Source organism: Streptomyces sp. W16 (assembly GCF_033194735.1).
Lineage (GTDB): Bacteria > Actinomycetota > Actinomycetes > Streptomycetales > Streptomycetaceae > Streptomyces.
Genome location: NZ_JAWOAI010000145.1, coordinates 1 through 20,120 on the forward strand (window position 1 = coordinate 1; position 20,120 = coordinate 20,120).

Genomic DNA, 20,120 nt, shown 5'->3' on the forward strand with positions numbered 1-20,120 from the left:
AGGTCCCAGGAGCGGGCCATGGAGCCTCCGACGACCAGGGCGGTCGCGCCGAAGGCCAGCAGGCGCGGGCCCAGCACGGCGCCCAGTCCGGTGAAGGCGCCGTCCAGCGCCTGCCGGGCCCGCTCCTCTCCTGCCCTGGCCCGTTCGGCGATGTCGCGTACATCGGCGGCGGGGTCGCCGTAGCGGGCGAGGATGGCCCGGCGGGAGACGGTGTCCTCCAGTGGCCGGCCGTCGATCTCGGTGAGGTCCATCCGCCCCTCGGGCGGTACGCCGGGACCCTGGTCGCAGATGCGGCCGTCGACGAGAAACGCCGAGCCGACACCCGTGCCGAGCGTGATGCCCACGGCGCGGCGATGCTCCCGGACGGTACCCGCGGACCACTCGCCGGTCAGGAAGGCGTGGGCGTCGTTGAGGAACACGACCTCGCCGGGACGCTGCCGCAGTCTGTGGAGGAGTGCTGCTCGGACATCGATTCCGTACAGGGCGTCGAACTTGCCCACGCCCCTGAAGAGGGCGATCCCTCTTGCGTAGTCGAAGGGCCCGGGCACCGCCACACCCCACCGCGCACCAGGAGACACCGACAGCCCGTCGGCGCAGTGTCGTACGGCGCCGAGGATGGCCTCGGCGTCGCCGTCCGCGTCGAGCGGCTCGCGCGTACGGCTGGAGATTCGGCCGTCGCGCAGGTCGACGAGCGCCGCAGTGACATGCGTGCCGCCGATCTCCAGGACAGGGATCAACGGACCAGCGCCTTCACGACACGCACCGGGCCGGCACCGGCTGCCCGCAGGCTGTAGCGGCCTACCGCGGCCGGCACGGTGAGCGTCTCCGCGTAGGCCAGTTCGTGCCGGTCTCCGGCCGCCGTGTGCACTGTGACGCCTTCCCCCTCCACCACGTTCAGGATGTGGAACCGTCCCTGCGTGTCGTCGGCGACCTCGGCCTCGGCGTCGAGCACGAACCTCCTGACCTCGTAGAACATCTCGGCAAGGTCGCCGACGACCTCCTCCCGCCAGCCGGTGCCCTCGCGCAGGGTGCGCGGCTGCTGCACCAGGTCACGGGTGACGGCCGCACCGCGTCGTCCGGTCTCCAGGTTGGCGAACCCGTGCTCGTAGGGGAGAGGGCGCGGGTTGCCGTCGGCGCCGGGCCGCAGCCAGTCGTAGAACCTCAGGCTGTAGAGATAGGGAGTGGCGCTGATCTCCAGTACGAGGTTGCCCGCGCCGCTGGCGTGCGGGGTGCCCGCCGGGATCATGAACAACTGGCCCTGCTCGGCGGGGAAGGCCAGGACGTGGTCCTCGGGGTCCATGGGCACTCCCTCGGTGATCGCCCGCTCCACCTCCTTGCGGAAGACGCCCACGTCGGCGTCCTCGCGCAGGCCGAGGTACACCTTGGTGCCGGTGCTGCCGCGGGTGAGGTAGTACGTCTCGTGCTGGGTGTACGCCCAGCCGAAACGCTCGCGCATGTACGACTCCTTGGGGTGGCAGTGCACGGAGAGGCTGCCGCCGCCGACGGTGTCCAGGTAGTCGAAGCGGATCGGGAAGGACGTGCCGAAGCGGGCGTGCACCTCCGCCCCCAGCACGCTCAACGGCTGCAGCACGCACAGGAGTTGGAACGGCACCTCGGCCTGGGCCTCCGGTCCGGTGCCGATGAGGAGGCCGGCCTCGGGGGCGATCAGCTCGTAACCGAGCGCGGTGTTGCGGGAGTCGGGGTTGAAGCCGAGCTCGCGCTGTGCCCAATGGCCGCCCCAGGGAGTGGAGTTGAAGTACGGCCGGGTGCGGACGGGCCTGCGGGCCAGCGCGGCGTACGTGGCGCGCAGGCCCGCTCCGTCGATCCATGCCGGGTGGTCGGGGTGCTGCATGTCGAGCCAGGCGTCGAGGCGGCGGGCGAGTGAGTCGCGGTGCCGGTCGAGCATCGGCCAGTCGATGTAGAACAGCCGCCTGAAGTCGGGCTTCTCGCCCGGCAGACCGAGGTTGGCGCCCACCTCGCCCGCGCCGACGGCGGCCTCCGCGCAGCGCTTGGGCACATCGGCGTACCAGAGCACGTCGTGATCCACGAGGGCGGCGCCGGGCCCGTAGACGAGGAGCAGCCCTTCCGTCGGCGGTGCGGATACCGGGACGCTCTCGAAGAGGTCGTCGAGGGGATTGTCGGCGAGCTTGCGGAAGTAGGGGTCGTCGGCGTCCGCCGGTCGTTCGGTACGGCTTCTGACGTGCGCCGGCGGTGCGTAGTGGCTCCGGATGTCGAGCAGGGTGGCGGGGATGCCGCGCTCGGTCAGTTCGTGTTCGAGGCGATCGGCGAGGAGGGGCCAGTCGACGGACGGGGCTCCCTCGATGGCCACCACTGCGCGCCCGTAAGGGAGTTGGGAGGCCACTGCCTGCCAACCCGTGAGGAGGGAGGCTTGCGGGGCGGGGGCGTAGCGCGGATCGAGCCGGTACACGCGGTCTCCTTTGGCGGGCGGGGCGCTGCTCATTCCTTGCTCGATCCGGCGAGCATCCCGGACACCAGCGTGCGCTGCGAGAAGACGAAGAGCACCAGCACGGGCAGGATGGCGATGATGATGGCCAGGGCGAGTTCGGGGATGGTGATGTTCAGTCCGGCGCCGGCGACGGGGTTGAACGACGGTGTGGAGGTGAGCAGTTGGTTCAGGCCCACCTGGACGGGGAACTGCTCGCTGTTCGGCAGCACGAGATACGGCAGGAAGAAGTTGTTCCAGTTGCCCACGAAGCTGAAGAACGCGACCAGTCCGACCACCGGCTTGGCGAGCGGGAGCGCGATGCGGGAGAAGAGCTGCCACTCGGTGCAGCCGTCGATGCGCGCGGCGGACAGCAGGTCCCTGGGGAGGCTGCTCCCGAAGTAGATGTAGACCAGGTACACGCCGAACGGATAGAAGGAGAAGGGAAGTATCAACGACCAGACGGTGCCGATGAGATGGAAGCGGTTGAGCTCCAGGAAGATCGGCAGCACCAGGGTGGCCTGCGGCATGATCATGGTGACCAGGGTGATCACCAGGAGCGTCTTGCGGCCCCGGAACCTCGTCAGAGCCAGCGCGTAGCCGGCCGGAACACTGACGGCCAGCGTCAGGACGAGTGAACCGCCCGAGTAGATGGCCGAGTTGAGCAGCCACCTCGACATGGCGCCGTCCTGGAAGGCGAACAAGTGCCGCCAGGCCGTGCCTATTTGATGGAACGAGCCGAAGGAGAGCGGGTTGTCCCGCACGACTTCGCCTGCGGTCTTCGACGGTGCCAGCAACAGCCAGATCACCGGCAGCACGAAGAACACCAGGAGAAAGGCCAGGAGGAGGCCAACCACGAGGAAGGGGAGGCTCCTTGACGGGCGGACGCGTCGCCTCACGGCCGTCAGGGAGAGAGTCGTCTGTGTCATTTCTCGTCCAACTTGAACAGGTTCGAGCGAGCGACCAGGAGACCGGCGGCGACGAGACCCACGGCGAGGAGGACGACGGAGATGGCGGCGGCGCCGTTGAAGTCGCCCTGCTGGAAGGCGTAGACGTAGGCGAGTTGGTTCGGCGACCAGGTGGGGCTCACCCTGCCGAGGCTGGCGGTCTGGAGGAGTTGGGGCTCGACGAACAGCTGGGTGCCCGTCGCGAAGGCCATGATCGCCATGTAGACGATCCACTGCCGGATCATCGGGATCTGGATGTGCCAGGCGGTGCGCCACGGTCCCGCACCGTCCATGCGGGCCGCTTCCAGCACCTCGTCGGGGATGTTGTTCAACGCCCCGTACATCACGACCATCCAGCCGCCGGCGCCGGTCCAGAAGGCGATCAGCATGAGGATCAGCGGCAGGTTGCCGGGCGCCAGTACGGCGGCGAACGTCTTGAACCCCAGGGCGGTGAGCAGCCTCGACACCGGGCTGACGTCGGGGTCCAGCATGAACAGCCAGACCAGCACGCTCGCCACTCCGGCGAGGGCGCCGGGGATGTAGTAGAGGAAGCGGAAGAGCGCCGAGGTGCCCGGACGCACGCGGCTGCGCAGGACCACGGCGGTCAGCACGACCAGGACGACGAGGGTCACCAGCCACATGACCAGATAGACCAGCATGTGGGTGAAGGCCGGGACGAAGCGGTAGTCCTGGACGACCTTCACGAACTGGTTGACCCCGGTGAACTGGCCCCGGTCGTTGGTGAGAGACAGGTAGAACGCGTACCCGGTGGGAAAGACGCCGAACGCGAGCAGCAGCACCGCGTACCCGGCGACGAAGAAATAGCCCGCGCGACCGCGGCCCGTGCGCCGCGGCGTGGTGCCGCGGCGCACGGGGGAGACGGCGACGCGCTCGGTCTCCAGCAAGGTCACTGATCGACCACCTTGTAGCCCTGGGTCTTCGCCTCGCCGGCGATCTCCTGCTGCCAGGCAGGCAGCGTCTCGGTCAGGCTCTTTCCGGCGGTCAGGGCCGGGAGGACGATGCTGGACCAGGCGGTGGAGTCCGAGAACCTGGTGTTCGACCAGCCGGTCCACACCTCGTTCGCGGCCTGCTCGAACGGCCCGCTCACATCATTGGCGAAGTAGTCCTTGTTGGCCGGGTTCGCCAGCCAGGCCTTCGCGGCCTGGGTGTACGCCGGGTAGGTGGGCGCGGTGGCCTGGTTCTCGTCGGAGGTGGTCAGCCAAGTGACCAGGTCCGAGGACGACTTGAGGTTGGCGCTGTGCGAGGACACCATCCACACGCCACCGCCGACATTGCCCGTGGCGGTCGTGCTCTCTCCCTCCCAGGCGAGAGGGGGTGCCGCGGCGATCTGCCTGGCCGGGGTCTTGAAGCCGGCCTTGAAGAGGTACTGGCCGTACCAGGAAGGGCCGTACGCCATCAGGACCTTGCCGCCGCTGTTCTTGGCGAAGCCCTGGCTGAAGAAGCCCTGGGTGGCGACGGCCTTGGCGCTGATCAGGTTGTCCAGGAGCTTCGCCATCCGGGTGCACTTCGGGTCCTGCAGGTCGGTGCGCAGGGTGTCCGGCTTCACCAGGTCGAACGCGGGGCACTGGCCCGACCAGAAGTACGACTCATGGGAGTTGGTGTCGCCGACCGAGCCGACCAGATAGCCCGGGTGCTCCTTGGCGACCTGCTTGCCGAGGGCCTCGTACTCCTGCCATGTCGTGGGGACCTTGTAACCCCACTTGTCCATAAGGGACTTGTTGTACCAGAGGAGGACCTGGGCGATGTCATTGCGCATGCAGTAGGTGTGGCCGCCGAACTGACAGGGCGTCAGGGATCCCTTGGCGAAACCGTCCAGAGTGCTCTGCGGTACGAGCTTCTCGTCCAGGGGTGCGGCGAACGGCCGCGCGCCGGGCTTGGTGGCCTCCGACGCCCAGGTCACGTCGGTCGGATTGCCGAACACCACGTCCGGCCACCCGCTGCCGGTCCGGTCGAACAGCTGCACCTTCGACTGCAGATACGTCGATCCGTCGGCGCCGCCGTCGTACGTGACGATCTTCATCTTCACGTCGGGGTGCGACTTCTGGTAGGCCTGCACCGACGGCAGCCTGGTCGAGTCGGCCCACACCGTTATCTGCGAACCCGCCTTCTGCGCGACCGGTTTGAACGCCGACTGCGGGGAGGAGGAAGAAGAGGTGGTGGTGTCGGCGCTGGCGCAGCCCGCCAGTGCTGCCGCGGTGGCCAGGGACAGCGTGACCGCTGCCGTGCGGAGCGGCGAGTGACGCCGGCCGGTTCTCTGAGATCGGGAAGACTCCATCGTCTTGCCTTGCCTTTCTGTTCTTGCGCCGCTCAGCGCGGTTGCTCGACGAATGGCAGGAGTGCGCTGCCGTAGCCGAAATCGAGGGGAAGGGCTATGCCGGGCCCCGTGGGCGCGTGCACCAGGCCCCGGTCGTCCACGTGGCGCTCCCGGACGACGTTCACCGAGGTCACCAGGGACTCGTAGTAGGTGGTGTTGGAGATGGCCATGCACAGGTGGTGGTTGGGAATGTCCGAACCGTGCACCTCGGCCCGCAGCCGGTAGGCGTCGGCGAGATGCGCGGTGCGCATGGCGCCGGTGATTCCGCCCCGGAGGGTGGTGCCGGCCCGGACACCGAAGGTGGCGGCACCGGCCCGGATGAAGTCCGCCGCGTTCATGTGCGCCCCGTCGGAGGTCTCCGCCACCAGCAGTGGTACGTCGACGGTCTCCGCGAGCCGCTGATAGGCCGAGATGCTGAACTCGCGGATCGGCTCCTCGTACCAGAGGTAGTCGGCCTCGGAGAGCGCCCGTCCCAGCCGGATCGCGTCGGGCAGGTCGAAGCCGGCCGACCCGTCGTACATGAGGGGGACGGAGGGGCCGACGTGGTCACGCAGCGCCAGACACAGCTCGGCGTCGCGGCGGGCGTCGCCCCAGGCGTGCAGCTTGATGCCTCGGTAGCCGAGCTCCAGGCACTGGTCCGCCACGTCGAGGAACTCTGCGGTGCTGGCGAACGTCGAGGTGGAGGCGTAGGCGGGGATGGCATCCCGGAAGCCGCCGAGCAGGCGCCACACCGGTTCGCCGTGGTAGCGGCCGGCCAGGTCCCACAAGGCGATGTCGATCAAGCCCAGGGTGGGGAGCGGGAGTTCGTGGATACGGTCCAGCTCCCACACCCGGTGCCACAGCCATTCCCGCTGGAACGGGTCGGCTCCGACCAGCTCCGCACGGAAGACCCGGTCCACCAGGTCCCGCAGGACGAGGTGGGCGCCCGGGCGGGCGAACACCGCGACTCCCTCGGCCCCCTCGTCCGTCCCGATGTGCAGGACCGCGCCGTCGCCCACCGGAGCGCTGCCGCTCAGCCCGTCGCGCCAGCGGAAGGGCGGACTGGCTGCCGGAACATCGATCCGGTGTACTTCGACATGGGTGATCTTCATCCTGGCTTTCGTCTTCTGTAGGGAGTTCTGTAGGGAGATCTGTGGGGAGAAAGGTTTCGGCTCGGACGCGGAGTGCTCAGAAGTCGCCGTACGCCTGGAGCGCGTAGACGCTGCCGCCGTTCCCGCCGGAACCGGTGACGGTCAGGCGCAGGTAGCGCGCGGTGACGGGGGTGTCGGAGAAGGAGTAGACGGTCGACGACGAGGTGGCGGCGGAGGTGTGGTCCTCGAACAGGGACCAGGTCGTGCCGTCGGTGGAGTACTCCAGGCGGTACTTGTAGCCGCCGGACAACTCGAAGGTGGTCACCACGCTGGAGACTGCGGTGTCCTTGCCCAGGTCGACCTGGATCCAGGACGGATCCGGCAGGCCCGCGCCCTGCGCCCAGCGGGTGGCGGGATTCCCGTCCACCGCCTTCTCGGGCGCGTGGTCCGCGTCGTACGACGACGAGGCGGTGACCTGCTTGTTCAGGGCCAGGTCGTTGTCGGTCGGCGTGGTGACGACTGCCGCCTTGCTGGGGTCGGAGGCGTTCAGCGCTTCGTCGCGTGCCACGACGGTGAAGGAGTACGACGTGTCGGCGGTGAGGCCGGAGACCCGCAGGGTCGTGGCGCCCGTGACACCGATCCGCTTGCCGTCCTGGTAGACGACATAGCTGGTGACGCCGGTGTCATCGGTGGCCGCGGGCCAACTGACATCGACCAGAGTGGGCAGCAGCGGCTTGACTGTGGGCTGTCCAGGGGCAGTTGGGGCCGTGTGGTCCGTCACGGTCCTGGAGGTGCCGTAGACCTGGAAGTCGTAGATGCTGCCGCCGTTCCAGCTGGAGCCGGTGACGGTCAGTCGGACGAAACGGCCCGCGACCGGAGCATCCGTATGGACGTAGTCGGTCGCCGCCGTGGTGTTCGCGGCGGTGCGGTCCGCGAGGGTCTTCCAGTGGACCTCGTCGGGTGACACCTCGATGCGGTACTTGTAGCCGCTGGCCTTCTCGAAGGTGGTGATCGCGCCGTTCACGTCGTACGACGCACCGAGATCGACCTGGATCCAGGACGGATCGGGCAGGCCCAGGCCCTGCGCCCAGCGCGTGGACAGGTCTCCGTCCACCGCCTTTGCCGGGGTGTTGGCCTCCGAGTACGACGAGGCGGTGATCGGCTTCTTGAGGGCCAGGTCCGTGCCCGAGGGCATGGTGACGTGCAGGGTCGGGCTGGGAGCGGACTCGTTGCCGGCGGCGTCGCGGGCTGTGATGTTGAAGGCGTATGTCTGCCCGGCGGTCAGGCCCGGGAGGCGTACCGAGGTGTTGCCGGTGGCGCTGATCAGCTTGCCGTCGCGGTAGACGGAGTAGCCGGTGACGGCCGTGTCGTCGGTGGACGCGGCCCAGGTGAGGTCCGCGATCGTCGGGAAGTCGGTTACCGCGCTCGGCGTGCCCGGCGTGCTGGGCGCCTGGTGGTCGGGGACTGCGGGATCCGGGTCGAGGTGGCGGTAACTCGGTTGCAGGCCCGCGTTGTTGACGATGGAAGCGGGCAGTTGGTCGCAGGAACCCACGGTGGTGCTGCCGCTGATGGTGCTGCCCGTGCTGTTGGCCTGGGTGGAGAAGGCGGGCTGGCTGGTGAAGTTGCCCGTGGCGTTGATGTCCATGCCGTGGTTGAGGAACAGCCACTGGTAGGCGATGTCGCACAGGGCGTTGCCGGTGTTCGTCCAGTACCGGCTGCCTTCGTCGTGGTAGATCGCGCCGTAGGCGGGCGGTGGTGTGCCGTGGATGTAGTTGCCGGACACCAGGCCGCCGGGGTTGGTGCTCAGCGTGTAGATGGCGCCGCCGTCGGCCTGCGACTTCATGATGTCGTAGATCTCGTTGTCCGTGACCTTGGTGTCGCGGCTGGTGGTGGGGGTGTCCCAGATCGGTACGCCCAGGTTCCCCGGGGAGTAGTTGCTGTTGCCGCCCTGGTCGGTGAGGCCCCAGCCCCAGCCGACGGATATGCCGGTGTAGGGCAGGTCGTAGACCTTGTTGTGGGTGATGGTGGTGTGGTCGGTGTAGCCGGCCAGGATGCCGACGGAGCCGTTGTACTGGTCGGCGACCTTGGTGACCACGTTGTTGTCGACCCTGGTGTCCTTGGTGATGTCCCGGGGGTCGTCGGGGTGGGCGTCGATCACCGCGACCCCGCCGATCTGGATGCCGGTGGCGGCGATCTGGCGGAAGACGTTGCCCGTGATGTCGGTGCCCTGCGTGCCGGTGTTCAAGTTCAGCCCGACCGCGCCGAGATGGGTGAAGGTGTTGCCCTCGAAGGCGATGCCGTGGCCGTAGTCGACGTTGACGGCGCCGGGCGTCTTCTGCCACTTGAGGCGGGTCGCGTCGAAGTCGGGGTCGTTGCCGACCATCCGGAAACCGGCCTGGCCCTCGATGAGGCCCTCGGACGAACTGGGCGCGAGCCAGGTGGAGTAGGAGAAGGTGATGCCCTCGAAGGACACGTCGCTGACCGGGGCGGTCCTGGTGCCGTTGATGTCCACCAGGTCCTGCACGAGCGGCACGGTGACGTTCGCGGTGGACAGGTCCTGGCCGGCCTTGGGCATGTAGTAGATCTCGCCCTCGCCCTTGTCCAGGTACCACTCACCGGGCGTGTCCAGCAGCTCGCGGGCGTTCTCCAGCCAGGTCGGGTTCTGGATCTCCTGGCCCTGCTGGAGATGCGCGTTGTGCCAACAGGGCTGCTGCATCGTCATCTTGTAGTCGGCGATCGACTGCGCGGGGCAGCGCATCAGCTTCCAGCCCCAGGAGTTGACGACCTCCAGGTCCGAGGGACGCTTGTAGGTGTTGAGGGCGGAGTCGGTGAAGGCGTAGCCGGTGGACGTCTGGCTGAAGCCGGCGGGGTTCTTGCCGCTCCGCGCCCGGGTCTCCAACTCGCCGTCCACATAGAGCTGTCGGGTGTCGAAGTCGCCCACCTTGGCCTTGTAGACCTTTCCTGCAGAGTCGGCGGGGGTCCAGCCGGTGACCTGCCGGCCTCCGCTGATCACCGGGTGTGCGCCGGGGGCGGCCTCGTAGACGATTCGGTGTCCGTCGCGGCCGGAGTCCCGGGCGGTCAGGGCGAACGTACGGCTGAGTTGGTAGGTACCGGACATGAGCCGGACATGGATGTCGCCCTTGGCCTTCTGCTTGACGTCGCGCACGTAGTCCCGCGCGTGGTCGAGGGTCTTGAAGGGGTGTGCGGCGGTACCCGATCCCAAGTCCCGGCCGGTCGGGGAGACATAGACATTCAGGTCCGGCGGCGGGGGAGCCGCCTGGGCCGGCACGGCATTCAGCAGGGCGGCCACGACGGCCACCGAGAAGGCGGCCGTGAGACTTCTTCGCAGCGGCACGAAGGCGCCCCTGCGCGCAGACGGATGAGACACACCTATCCAATCGCCTGAGGGAGGTTGATACCTGCAAGTCCCGGTCGTCCACCGGGACTTCAGGGCGTCGGACGGCCCGATCGCTGTGCTGCGGCACACGCGGGGTCGGCCGGGTTACGAGGCCGGGGCCTCCGGGGAGGGCGGTTGGGCCCCGGGACTGAACAGCCGGTTGCGAATCTTGTTCTCGAACTGGCTCTGCGTGGTGGCGATGTGCTCCACCATCAGCCGCTCGGCGAGATCGGCCGCCCCCGCGGCGACCGCCTCCGCAATGGCCACATGCTGATGCGCGGCGACTTCCAGCGATCCCGGCACGTCACCGTGGAAGAGCAGTACGTCGGACTGGGACGCCAGGCGCCGCACACCGGCGACACTCGCCCGCAGGAACACGTTGTGCGAGGCGGCGCCCACCGCGTCGTGGAAGGCCGCGTCCGCCTTGGCGAAGGTGTCCACGTCGTTCATGGTGGCCGCCGTCAGGGAACTCTCCGCGCTCTCCCGTATGGCCCGGACCTCGATCGGGGTGGCGTGGGAGGCGGCACGGCGTGCGGTCTCCGACTCGATCACCTTGCGGTAGTCCAGGAGCATGCGGACGTCTTCCATGCTGGTCGGCCGGAAGTGCGACAGTTCGTCGTCCAGCAGCCCGCCGACCGAGGCGGCGACGAAGATGCCCGCGCCGCGCCGCACCTGGAGCCGGCCGATGGCGGCCAGGACCTTCACGGCCTCCCGGGTGACATTGCGGGAGGCGCCCAGGATCTGGGCCAGTCCCTGTTCGGTGGGGAGGCGGTCGCCGGGCCGCAGGTTCTGCTGGGCGATGTAGTCCAGCAGTTGCTCCGCGACCAGTTCATACCCCGGACGGTAGGCCGGTGTTGAGTCGCCCAAGGCGAATCCCCCTTGCATCACGGATTAATCAGATTCATTTGCGTGGCCAATATGGCACTGCCGTAGTGAGTTGGGAAGAGATCGGACAGATCTCGGCCCGGAGTCCTGCGGATATCGAGACAAAGGGTCATCAAGTACGCACTTCTGTCGGGGTGTTGCGCGAAATGGATCCCATCCTTAAGGTCCTGCCTGCCAGATGAAGCAGATCCTTCTCTATGCGGCGAGGGCCGTGGAAGCGGGAACCTCGTGAGGGCACGCCCACTCGGTCGTACGAGCGTCCGGGTCAGCATGCTGGGATTCGGTGCCGCCCCCATCGGCAACCTCCACAGTCCGATCGACGACGGCCAGGCGCACGCCACCCTCGATGCCGCCTGGGACGTGGGGGTGCGCTACTACGACACCGCCCCGCACTACGGCCTCGGACTGTCCGAACGGCGGCTCGGCGACGCCCTCGCCCACCGTCCACGGGCGGAGTTCACCGTCTCCACCAAGGTCGGCCGACTGCTGGAACCCCACCCGGCACCCACCGGATCCGACCTGACGGCAGGAGGCTTCGCCGTACCCGACACGCTGGTCCGCCGCCCCGACTACTCACGGGACGGCGTACTGCGAAGTCTGGAAGGCAGCCTGGACCGCCTGCGACTGGACCGCGTGGACATCGTCTACGTCCACGATCCCGACGACCATCTGGACGCCGCCCTCGACCATGCCCTGCCCGCGTTGACGGCTCTGCGCGACCAAGGTGTCATCGGTGCCGTCGGCGTCGGCATGAACACGGTCGCCCCGCTGCTGCGCATCGTCGAAGAGGCGGAGGTCGACGCCGTGATGGTGGCCGGGCGGTGGACCCTTCTCGACCGCACCGCCCGCCCCTTGCTGGACGCGTGCGCCGAACGCGGGGTCGCGGTGGTGGCCGCCGCCCCGTTCAACTCCGGTCTGCTCAGCCGCACTTACCCCGCGAGCGACGCCACCTTCGACTACGGCCCCGCACCGGAATCGGCACTGCGCCGCGCTCGGCTCCTCGCCGAGGTGTCCGCCCGACACGGCACCGCACTCCCGCACGCTGCCCTGCGGTTTCCGCTGCGCGAGCCCGGTGTGGCCTGCGTGGTCGCGGGCTTCCGTACCCCGGAGGAGGTCGTGTCCGCTGCCCGCTGGGCCGTCGCCGATCTGACCGCGGAAGCATGGCGGGATCTCGATACGGCAGCGGGGAGCGGAACAGCAGGGTGAGAGTGAGCAGCCGTGTGTTTTACCGCAGTTGACGTATGAGTACGCTCGCGGCACACACGATGTTCGCGTGACAGGGGGCTGCGATGGCCGACGGGGAAAGAGCCCTACCCACCCATGGAGCCGTCGTGCTCTCACGGGCGCGGGACGGTTATCGGGACATGCTCCGCGGCTACGCCGTGCTCATCGACGACACCCAGGTGGGCATCATCCGGCGAGGGCAGACGGTCCGCTTCGAGGTGCCGCCAGGCGAACACCGACTCCAGCTGAAGGTCGCCTGGTGTACCAGCCGACCTCTGACCGCCCTGGTCGAAGAGGGCGGGACAGTCTCCTTCATGTGCGCTCCGGGCGGTGATGCGTCCGAGGCGCTCGCCGCCGTCAGCGTCGACAAGGACGACTACATCACCCTGCAGCAGACGTCGGAACCGATCGTCATGACCAAGACCCCCATGGATCGGGGCACGCGCCTGTCGCTGGCCACGACCTTCGGTCTTTTCGCGGGCGGCATCACGCTCACCGGAGCCTTGATCTGGCACTACACGGGCGTGGCGCCGAAGGCGGACAACGCGGTCGCGGGCGTGAGCCTGGCCGTCACTCTCATCTCCACGATCGCCTTCAGGCTTCGGCGTTGGAAGGCCGGACGGCACCCTCGCACGTGACGACGGCCATGCCGGCCACGTGTTGCCGGCGCCGGGCACCAGCCCGACGCCACCGATCTCTCCGTTCTTCCCGATCTCTCCGACGCGCAGCGCTTCGAGACCGGCCTCTCGGGTCCGGGTCTTCTCGTCTCAGGCTTGGCGGGGAGCGGAGGTGTACAGGGCGGTCGAAGCGACCACGAACCCAGCCGCGTGCTTTCCCGCCTCCGCGAACTCGGCGGACTTCAGTGCGGTGGCCACAGAGTCCTCGTCGGCGAAGGACATCTCGGCCACCAGATACGGCGTCACGCCTCTGAGCCCGCGTGGGTGGGAGAGGTGGAAGTCGACGAGGCCAGGGATGGCCCTCACCAGCGCGACGTGCTCGTCGCGGTACCGGGTGTCGAAGGCGTCGGGGTCGGCGGGGTCGAAGTACTCGACGACGATGCGGTTCATGGGTTTCTCCTTGGTCGGTCTAGTAGCCGTCGCGGACGACGAGGGGCTTGCGGAGGCCTTGGGCCAGGGCGGTTGGGGCATCCTCGAAGCTCACGACGTCGGAGAACACCGGGAGCGGGTCGACGGTGCCGTCGGCGATGAGGGCGAGTACGTCGGGGATGATCGGACCGACGTTGGGCCGGCCCGTCGTGAACGTCACGCCCTGCATGTACATCGAGAGCGCGGGCACGGCGACGTCCTGCCAGTAGATGCCGAAACTGTGGCAACTGCCGTTCGGGGCCACCGCGTTGAGGGCCGCGTGCAGCCCGTCGGGACGGCCGGACGCATCGAACGTCACTTGGAACTCGCGGCCACGGGGCACTTCGTCGAGGATCTCGGCGCCCAGTCGGCGGGCGAGTTCAACACACTCGGGGTCGAAGGCGTCGACGTAGCAGACCGAGGACGCACCGAGTGCCTTGGCGAAGGTGACGGCGAAGACTCCGACCGAGCCGGTTCCTCCGATGACGAGGACGTCGGCGCCCGGCGCGTTGCGCAGCGCCGGGGCGACCGCGCAGTAGGTGTCGGAGAGGTTGTCGCCCACCGACGCTGCCGCACGGGCGCTGACCCCCTCGGGCAGCGGCGCCAACGCGTAGCCGGCGAAGGGGATGCGGACCGCTTCGGAGAAGAAGCCGCCGTAGTCACCGCCGGTGGGCAGCCCGAACATCGCGTTCCGCGGAACGTTCGTACAACCGGTGGGGCGACCGGACGCACACGAGGCGCAGGTGCCGCACGCGACATGCCAGGCGGGGACGACCAGTTGACCGGGCTTCACGTGCGAGACGTTGTCGCCCACCTCGATGACCTTGGCCACGGTCTCGTGTCCGAGGGCGAACGGGCCCTTGAACGGGGCCAGACCCGTGATCACGAAGCGGTCCAGGTCGCAGGTCGTCGAGACGACCGGCTGGACGATCGCGTCGTCGTCGGACTTGAGCACCGGCATCGGAACGTCGACGTATCGAAGCTCGCGCTTTTTGACGTACTCGAATCTCTGCACGGGTAGCCCTCCTCAGGACTCGGTCGGACGGGACCGTAGACCGGCGCATGCCGGTCTGGGCCGGGGCCCCGGTTGACGTGCCATGAGCGACAAGCCGGCCCTGCTTGTCGGGTACTTCTCCCGCTGCGGTCGCGGTGCGGCGATACGCGTCAGTGGATGTCGGGCGTACGGCCGGGAGCGGGGTCGGCATCGGGGCGGTTGCTCAGCGCATGGGCCAGCAGGTCGTGGATCTCGGTGGCGACCGCCTCGATCGGGGCGGTGCTCTGCTGGGCCCGGCACATGACCACCGCGCCTTCCTCCGCGGCGACGACGAGGGCGGCAAGCCGGCGGCTTCGGTCCTCGGCCAGGCCGTGACGCCGGAACACGGCCGTGAACGCTTCCTGCCAGCCGGAGAAGACCGCGCCTGCGGAGCGGGCGAGGTGGGGGGCGTCGTCATTGTTCTCCACGGCCACCGCCACGATCGGGCAGCCGACCCGGAAACGGCTCTCCACGAGTCCGTCGCGCCATACGGCGAAGAACGTGTCCATGCCTTCCACCGGATCGTCGGCCTGCATGGTGGCCTCGATCACGCCGGCCATGAAACCGCCGGCCAGCTCCACCGCCTCCTCGACCAACTGCGTCCGCCCGCCGGGGAAGTGGTGGTAGACCGAGCCGCGCGGGGCGCCGCTGTGGGCCAGCACCCGGTCGATGCTGGTCGCGCTCGCGCCGTACTCGCGCAGCAGGGTCACGGTACTGCTGACCATCCGCTCGCGGCTGTCGCTCTTGCGAGGGCTCACGAAACCACCATCTCGGTACGCCCCGCACATCCGGAGAAGGGCCCGGCCGCGGAGATCCAACGTTGGTCCATGCGGGGCCGCCCATGTCGGTGGACCCGCTGAAGCCAACCTATGGTCTATGACATAGAACATGCAAGGAGGCTGGTGTGGTGTGCCCCTCCTGGTCAGACGTCTGTGCCGGATGGCAAGAACGGGACCGGCCGGCGGCACCGAACCCGAAGACGGCCGTGGCCTGTCACAAGAAGCCCGGCGTGGTGAGTCCGGAGTTACGGTGCGGTGATGAGCAACGATTTGCTTCTCGGCCGTACCGTCCGTCTCATCCCGCTGTCCGTCGATCATGCGGAGGCGCTGTTCCCCTCCGCGTCGGATCCCGAGGTCTGGCGATGGATGCCTCGGCCCCGTCCCGACTCCGTGGTGGAGATGCGGGTGATGATCAGTCAGATGCTCGCGGACGGGGCCCGGCGGTGCTTCGCGGTCCAGCGCCTGACGGACGCTGCGGTGATCGGTTCGACCAGTCTGTACGAGCTCGACCTTGCCGCGAGGCGGGCCGAGGTCGGTGCGACCTGGTTCGATCGTTCGTGTTGGGGCGGTCCCTGTAACGCCGAGTCCAAGCTTCTGCTGTTCGGATACGCCTTCGACGGTCTGGATCTCGTCCGCATCGCCTTGCGGACCGACAACCTCAACGAGCGGTCCCAACGTGCCCTGACACGGCTGGGGTTGACCTATGAAGGGACGCTGCGCAGTCACATGCTGCGCCAGGACGGCACGCGCCGTGACTCGCTGTACTACAGCGTGCTCGCGGACGAATGGCCATCCGTCCGCGACGAACTGCTCACCCGCGTCGCGGCCAAGGTCACGGCTTGAGGTATAGGTGCAGGTGCCCCAACGCTGAGTGCGGAGGATGCGCTTCCGCAGGAGATCGAAGCCGTCGCGGCCGGTGATCTCTCCCGGTCCAGGCAGCGCGACTGACAGTTCGCGAACCGGGACTTCAGCCGCGTCATTCGCCGGACAGGCCCTGGCGCAGCGCGGTGGCCATCCACTCGCGGACCGCCGCTGCCCGCTCCGGGTCCGGCTTGGGGGTGCCGTTGATCGTCGCCACCAGGGAGTGGTACTTGGTCAGCAGCTTCAGGCCGGTCGCCTTGGCCAGCGTCTGCGCGCCCCTGCCGTTCCGGTCGAAGTCGACGATGTCGCGCCGGGCCTTCTCGACGTCGTGTCCCTGTTTCCCGGTCATCGCGGTGACCAGCCCTGCCGAGTCGGCGGCCACGCGCTCGGCGATGTCCCGGGCCTGCGGTGAGTCCGCGGGCACGCCCGCCTGCTGGGAGGCCTGCGCCTCCAGGAGAAGCTTCCGATGCCTCTCGATGTGGGCCATCATCTCCGGCGACGCCATCAACCTGCCCTGCTCGGTGCTGAAGGTGCGGTGGAAGAAGCCCCGCAGGGCCGTGCGGAACTCCTCGTCCCGCACGATCTCGGCGAGTTCGATCCAGGCCTCCAACTGCTCGGTGGACGGCTCCTCGGGCAGATGCGGCCGTTTGCTCTGCAGTTGCTCGATATAGCCGGGATGGACGTCCAGGCCGTCGGTCACGAAGTCCCAGAACTCGTTGATGAGCCGCTCGCGGTCGTAGTCGGACATCGACACGAGCTTGTGCATCAGGCTCACCTGTTCTGTTGTGGTGTGCTGCCGCACGACGGTCCGCAGCACGGCGGAGCGCGCCCGGAACTGCCGTAACTGGTCCTCGACCAGCCGCAGATGAGTGACCGCAAGATCGTGCAGGGTGGTCTCGGCGCCGAGTACCCGGCGGATGTCGTCCAGGCCGGCACCCAGGTCGCGCAGGGTCCGCACGAGTTCGAGCCGGGCGATGGCGTGCACGTCGTACTGCCGGAAGCCGCCCCCGGTGAGGCCGGTGGGTGTGACGACGCCCTCATCGGCGTAGAACCGGATCGCGCTCACGCTCAGGCCGGTGCGGCGGGCGACGTCCCCGATGGAATAGAGCTCGTTCATGCCGATCACTATGGGATCTCAAGCGACTTGAGAGTCAAGGGGGAGCGGTGACGAAGGCCGGACGGCCGGAGGGTGAGGGTACGTGGATGGCTGGGCGGCTGGAATCCAAGTATAGTGATTGGACTGACAGTCCAGACATGAGAGAGGGGAAGGGTGGACAGCGACCCTGCCCTGGACACCCAACGGGACGCGATCATCGGCGCGTTGGGGTCCGTCGTCGAGGGGATCGCGGCGACTTTCGGGCCGGTGTGCGAGGTGGTGTTGCACGACTACCGGCACCCGGAGAAGTCGGTGGTCGCCGTCGCCGGAGCTGTCACCGGGCGCTCGGTGGGCGGTGCGATGAGTGAGATCGGGCTGCGGGTGCTGGCGCGCGGGGACGAGGCCGCCGACGAGTTGAACTACCTCACCCGGACCAAGGGCGGCCAACTGCTCAAGTCGTCCACGATGGTGCTGCGGGACTCGACGGGCGCGGTCTTCGGCGCGCTGTGCGTCAACGTCGACGTCACCGCCGTACAGCAGGCGCAAGCCGTGCTCACCGGGATCGGCGGGGGAGTCGGGACCGGGGTGGGCGAGGCGTCGGGTACCACCACCTTCGGCAACGACATCGACTCCGTGGTCGAGGCCATCGTCGACGCCCATCAACTGCGGCAGAGCAGGACCTGGGTCCAACTCGGCCGCGCCCAGCGGCTGGAGCTGTTCCGCAGCCTCGACGAGCACGGAGTCTTCGCCGTGCGCCGGGCCGTCGAGCAGGTCGCCGCCCGGCTGGGCATCTCCCGCGCCTCCGCCTACAACTACCTCTCCCAGGCCCGTGCCGAGACCGGCCCCCGTGCCGAGACCGGCCCCCCGCCACTCCCGCCGGCGACACCGCTTCCGATGGAGGACCCGCGTGACGACCACCACCCCGCCCATCACCCTCGACGACGTCCGTGACGCCGCCGCGCAGCTCAAAGGCGTCGCCCACCGCACACCGGTACTGCGCTCGCGCACCCTCGACGAACTCGTCGGCGCCGAGGTGTTCCTGAAGTGCGAGAACTTCCAGCGGATCGGCGCCTTCAAGTTCCGCGGTGCCTACAACGCGGCCTCCCGGCTGACCCCGGAGCAACTGGCCCGGGGCATCGCCGCCTACTCGTCCGGCAACCACGCCCAGGCCGTCGCCCTCGCCGCCCGCGAACTCGGCACCACCGCGGTGATCGTCATGCCCGAGGACACTCCGGCCTCCAAGCTCGCCGCCACCGCCGGGTACGGTGCCGAGATCGTCACGTACGACCGTTACAACGGCGACCGGGTGGCCATCGGGGAAGCCCTGGCCGCCGAGCGCGGACTCTCCCTCATCCCGCCCTACGAGCATCCGCACGTCATGGCGGGGCAGGGCACGGCGGCACTTGAACTCCTGGAGGAAGTGGGGGAGTTGGACGCCGTGCTGACGCCCGTGGGCGGCGGCGGGCTGATCGCCGGGACGGCCACCGCCGTCAAGGGACTGAACCCGGGCACCCGAGTGATCGGTGTCGAACCGGAGGCCGGGGACGACACCAAGCGGTCCCTTGCGGCCGGCCGGCGCGTGTCCATCCCCGTGCCGCGCACCATCGCCGATGGGCAGGCGGCCGACATCCCCGGCGAGCTGACCTTCTCCGTGAACCGACGGCTGGTTGACGAGATCGCGCTGGTGAGTGATGAGGAGATCAAGGACGCGATGCGGTTCGCCTTCGAGCGGCTGAAGATCGTCGTCGAGCCCAGCGGTGCCACCCCGCTGGCCGCGCTCCTCGCGGGGCGCGCGGGCCGGGTCACGGGCCGGGTGGGGCTGATCGTCTCCGGCGGCAACATCGACAGCGAGCGGTTCGCCCTGTTGTGCGCGAACAAGCAGTCATGACGGTGCCCCAGGGCCTGTCCGGCGGATCCTGTCGCAGACGCGGGGTCTGGCACGCCCACCTGACCCGCTCACCGGCGCTGATGAGGCGCAGCTGCTTTCCTGCGACCTGACCCGCCGGACAGGCCCTAGGCACGACCCTGGCGCTGTTCCCCCGAATGGCGCTCCCGGGTGGACAGGAAGACGATGGAGTGGTGGGGCGCGGCCCCCGCCGGAGCGCCGGTGCCGTTCGTGGCTGCCGGGAGACGGAGACCGGCCCCGGCCGTGCTGTGCGCGGCCGGAATGGAGGCAGCCGTCATGCTGGAAGTGAAGACGGTCGAGAAGCCGGACGAGCGACGTGACTTCCCCCGCGGCCACCTCGAAGCCGTCCACCTCAGCGGACTCGACTTCGCCGTGGGCACCTTCGAACCGGGCTGGCGCTGGTCCGAGTCCGTGGCGCCGATCGCGGGAACCGCGAGTTGCGAGATCCACCACAACGGTTACGTCGTCCAGGGACGGATGCACCTCCGCATGGACGACGGCGGCGAGAGCGAAGTGGGCCCCGGCGACGTCTTCGTGTGCTCGCCGGGACACGACGCGTGGGTCGTCGGCGACGAGCAGGTGATCGTGTACGACTTCGCCGGCGCCATGGCCACGGACTACGCGAAGGCTCCGTAGCCGACTTGTGTGTACGCGCCCCGCGGCACCGCACCCGCCGGGCGCGTACGTCATTCCTGGTACGCGACGACCTGCCCCTCCGCGTACGCGACGGCTTCCCCGTGTCCGAACAGGCCGGGCAGCCCGCCCGTGTGCACGAACACGGTCCGCTCGCCCGGCCTGATGTCACCGTCCCGGACGGCCGCGATCAGGCCGGCCATCGCCCGTCCCGTGTACGTCGGGTCGAGGACGAGCCCGGCGGTGCGGGCGGCAAGGGTGAGCGCCTCGGCGGTCGGCGCGGTGAGCTTGGCGTAGCCGTCGCCGACCTGGTCGCGTCGAATCCGCAGTCCCTCCGGTGCGGTCAGCCCGGCGAACTCCCTTACGGCGGCGGCCGGTTCGGGCAGCGCGCCCACGTCGACTCCGAGCACCGCCGCCGCCCCGAGC

Annotated in this window: 19 protein-coding genes and 1 pseudogene; 6 read left to right on the top strand and 14 right to left on the bottom strand. The window is 68.8% G+C overall.

The genetic code is table 11. The features are described 5' to 3' along the window. The 8 genes from R6V09_RS20565 to R6V09_RS20600 form a co-directional block, all read right to left on the bottom strand. Nucleotides 1–737 (bottom strand): ROK family protein (locus R6V09_RS20565; protein WP_317882878.1); only part of this gene is annotated, 737 nt, incomplete at its 3' end. Then, nucleotides 734–2,428, bottom strand: coding sequence for a class I mannose-6-phosphate isomerase (locus R6V09_RS20570; protein WP_317882879.1), 1,695 nt, complete (start codon nt 2,426–2,428; stop codon nt 734–736). The genes R6V09_RS20565 and R6V09_RS20570, both read right to left, overlap by 4 nt. A gap of 29 nt (nt 2,429–2,457) precedes the next feature. Continuing rightward, nucleotides 2,458–3,372 carry a carbohydrate ABC transporter permease gene (locus R6V09_RS20575; protein ID WP_317882880.1) on the bottom strand — a complete coding sequence of 305 codons (915 nt, stop codon included), beginning with the start codon at nt 3,370–3,372 and terminating at the stop codon, nt 2,458–2,460. Beyond that, nucleotides 3,369–4,301, bottom strand: a complete 933-nt coding sequence (locus R6V09_RS20580; protein WP_317882881.1) for a carbohydrate ABC transporter permease — start codon at nt 4,299–4,301, stop codon at nt 3,369–3,371. The genes R6V09_RS20575 and R6V09_RS20580 overlap by 4 nt, the downstream gene beginning before the upstream one ends. Beyond that, a complete protein-coding gene (locus tag R6V09_RS20585) occupies nt 4,298–5,686 on the bottom strand; it encodes an ABC transporter substrate-binding protein (protein ID WP_317882882.1) in 1,389 nt (462 codons plus the stop codon). Before R6V09_RS20585 ends, R6V09_RS20580 begins: the two co-directional genes overlap by 4 nt. Nucleotides 5,687–5,718: 32 nt before the next feature. Next, a complete protein-coding gene (locus R6V09_RS20590) occupies nt 5,719–6,816 on the bottom strand; it encodes an enolase C-terminal domain-like protein (protein WP_317882883.1) in 1,098 nt (365 codons plus the stop codon). A 76-nt stretch (nt 6,817–6,892) separates the two neighbouring features. Beyond that, entirely contained in the window at nt 6,893–10,105 is a 3,213-nt protein-coding gene (locus tag R6V09_RS20595; protein WP_317882896.1) for a discoidin domain-containing protein, read from the bottom strand. A 192-nt stretch (nt 10,106–10,297) separates the two neighbouring features. After that, entirely contained in the window at nt 10,298–11,077 is a 780-nt protein-coding gene (locus R6V09_RS20600; protein WP_317882897.1) for a FadR/GntR family transcriptional regulator, read from the bottom strand. Nucleotides 11,078–11,305: 228 nt separating this feature from the next. Between R6V09_RS20600 and R6V09_RS20605 the strand changes: the two genes are divergently transcribed. Both R6V09_RS20605 and R6V09_RS20610 read left to right on the top strand, forming a co-directional pair. After that, entirely contained in the window at nt 11,306–12,283 is a 978-nt protein-coding gene (locus R6V09_RS20605) for an aldo/keto reductase (RefSeq protein ID WP_317882884.1), read from the top strand. Between the two features lie 125 nt (nt 12,284–12,408). Beyond that, the gene (locus R6V09_RS20610; RefSeq protein WP_317882885.1) at nt 12,409–12,939 is read left to right on the top strand and encodes a hypothetical protein; all 531 of its coding nucleotides are present in this window, start codon (nt 12,409–12,411) and stop codon (nt 12,937–12,939) included. Nucleotides 12,940–13,068: 129 nt separating this feature from the next. Here the strand turns inward: R6V09_RS20610 and R6V09_RS20615 are convergent, their stop codons facing one another. The 3 genes from R6V09_RS20615 to R6V09_RS20625 all read right to left on the bottom strand — a co-directional run bounded on the left by R6V09_RS20615 (nt 13,069) and on the right by R6V09_RS20625 (nt 15,177). After that, nucleotides 13,069–13,368: an EthD family reductase gene (locus R6V09_RS20615; protein ID WP_317882886.1), complete on the bottom strand. Its 300-nt coding sequence runs from the start codon at nt 13,366–13,368 to the stop codon at nt 13,069–13,071. 19 nt (nt 13,369–13,387) lie between these two features. Continuing rightward, nucleotides 13,388–14,401 carry a zinc-dependent alcohol dehydrogenase gene (locus R6V09_RS20620; protein WP_317882887.1) on the bottom strand — a complete coding sequence of 338 codons (1,014 nt, stop codon included), beginning with the start codon at nt 14,399–14,401 and terminating at the stop codon, nt 13,388–13,390. Nucleotides 14,402–14,550: 149 nt separating this feature from the next. Continuing rightward, nucleotides 14,551–15,177, bottom strand: a complete 627-nt coding sequence (locus tag R6V09_RS20625; protein ID WP_317882888.1) for a TetR/AcrR family transcriptional regulator — start codon at nt 15,175–15,177, stop codon at nt 14,551–14,553. 279 nt (nt 15,178–15,456) lie between these two features. Here R6V09_RS20625 and R6V09_RS20630 point away from each other — a divergent pair, with 279 nt between their 5' ends. Continuing rightward, nucleotides 15,457–16,041: a GNAT family N-acetyltransferase gene (locus R6V09_RS20630; RefSeq protein ID WP_317882889.1), complete on the top strand. Its 585-nt coding sequence runs from the start codon at nt 15,457–15,459 to the stop codon at nt 16,039–16,041. 133 nt (nt 16,042–16,174) lie between these two features. Here R6V09_RS20630 and R6V09_RS20635 read toward each other — a convergent pair whose 3' ends face one another. Then, on the bottom strand, nt 16,175–17,176 hold the full coding sequence (locus R6V09_RS20635; protein ID WP_317882890.1) for a MerR family transcriptional regulator: 1,002 nt from the start codon (nt 17,174–17,176) through the stop codon (nt 16,175–16,177). A 153-nt stretch (nt 17,177–17,329) separates the two neighbouring features. On the opposite strand from R6V09_RS20635, the gene R6V09_RS20640 reads away from it, so the two are divergent. Continuing rightward, nucleotides 17,330–18,106, top strand: a complete 777-nt coding sequence (locus tag R6V09_RS20640) for a helix-turn-helix transcriptional regulator (protein WP_317882891.1) — start codon at nt 17,330–17,332, stop codon at nt 18,104–18,106. Further along, on the top strand, nt 18,063–19,043 hold the full coding sequence (locus R6V09_RS20645) for a threo-3-hydroxy-L-aspartate ammonia-lyase (RefSeq protein WP_317882892.1): 981 nt from the start codon (nt 18,063–18,065) through the stop codon (nt 19,041–19,043). The genes R6V09_RS20640 and R6V09_RS20645 overlap by 44 nt, the downstream gene beginning before the upstream one ends. 125 nt (nt 19,044–19,168) lie before the next feature. On the opposite strand, the gene R6V09_RS20650 is transcribed toward R6V09_RS20645, so the two are convergent. Next, complete coding sequence (locus R6V09_RS20650; protein ID WP_317882893.1) at nt 19,169–19,339, bottom strand: hypothetical protein; 171 nt, start codon at nt 19,337–19,339, stop codon at nt 19,169–19,171. Here R6V09_RS20650 and R6V09_RS20655 point away from each other — a divergent pair. Continuing rightward, entirely contained in the window at nt 19,338–19,697 is a 360-nt protein-coding gene (locus tag R6V09_RS20655; protein ID WP_317882894.1) for a cupin domain-containing protein, read from the top strand. The two genes, R6V09_RS20650 and R6V09_RS20655, sit on opposite strands and share 2 nt — an antisense overlap. A gap of 50 nt (nt 19,698–19,747) precedes the next feature. Here the strand turns inward: R6V09_RS20655 and R6V09_RS20660 are convergent. Continuing rightward, nucleotides 19,748–20,120: pseudogene (locus R6V09_RS20660) on the bottom strand (pyridoxal-phosphate dependent enzyme); the annotation flags it as partial.

Bases quoted from the DNA above. Each gene is read 5' to 3' on its own strand.
- R6V09_RS20575 (WP_317882880.1), bottom strand. From the start codon at position 3,372: ATGACACAGACGACTCTCTCCCTGACGGCCGTGAGGCGACGCGTCCGC.
- R6V09_RS20585 (WP_317882882.1), bottom strand. From the start codon at position 5,686: ATGGAGTCTTCCCGATCTCAGAGAACCGGCCGGCGTCACTCGCCGCTC.
- R6V09_RS20590 (WP_317882883.1), bottom strand. From the start codon at position 6,816: ATGAAGATCACCCATGTCGAAGTACACCGGATCGATGTTCCGGCAGCC.
- R6V09_RS20600 (WP_317882897.1), bottom strand. From the start codon at position 11,077: ATGCAAGGGGGATTCGCCTTGGGCGACTCAACACCGGCCTACCGTCCG.
- R6V09_RS20615 (WP_317882886.1), bottom strand. From the start codon at position 13,368: ATGAACCGCATCGTCGTCGAGTACTTCGACCCCGCCGACCCCGACGCC.
- R6V09_RS20630 (WP_317882889.1), top strand. From the start codon at position 15,457: ATGAGCAACGATTTGCTTCTCGGCCGTACCGTCCGTCTCATCCCGCTG.
- R6V09_RS20635 (WP_317882890.1), bottom strand. From the start codon at position 17,176: ATGAACGAGCTCTATTCCATCGGGGACGTCGCCCGCCGCACCGGCCTG.
- R6V09_RS20655 (WP_317882894.1), top strand. From the start codon at position 19,338: ATGCTGGAAGTGAAGACGGTCGAGAAGCCGGACGAGCGACGTGACTTC.
- R6V09_RS20650 (WP_317882893.1), bottom strand. From the start codon at position 19,339: ATGACGGCTGCCTCCATTCCGGCCGCGCACAGCACGGCCGGGGCCGGT.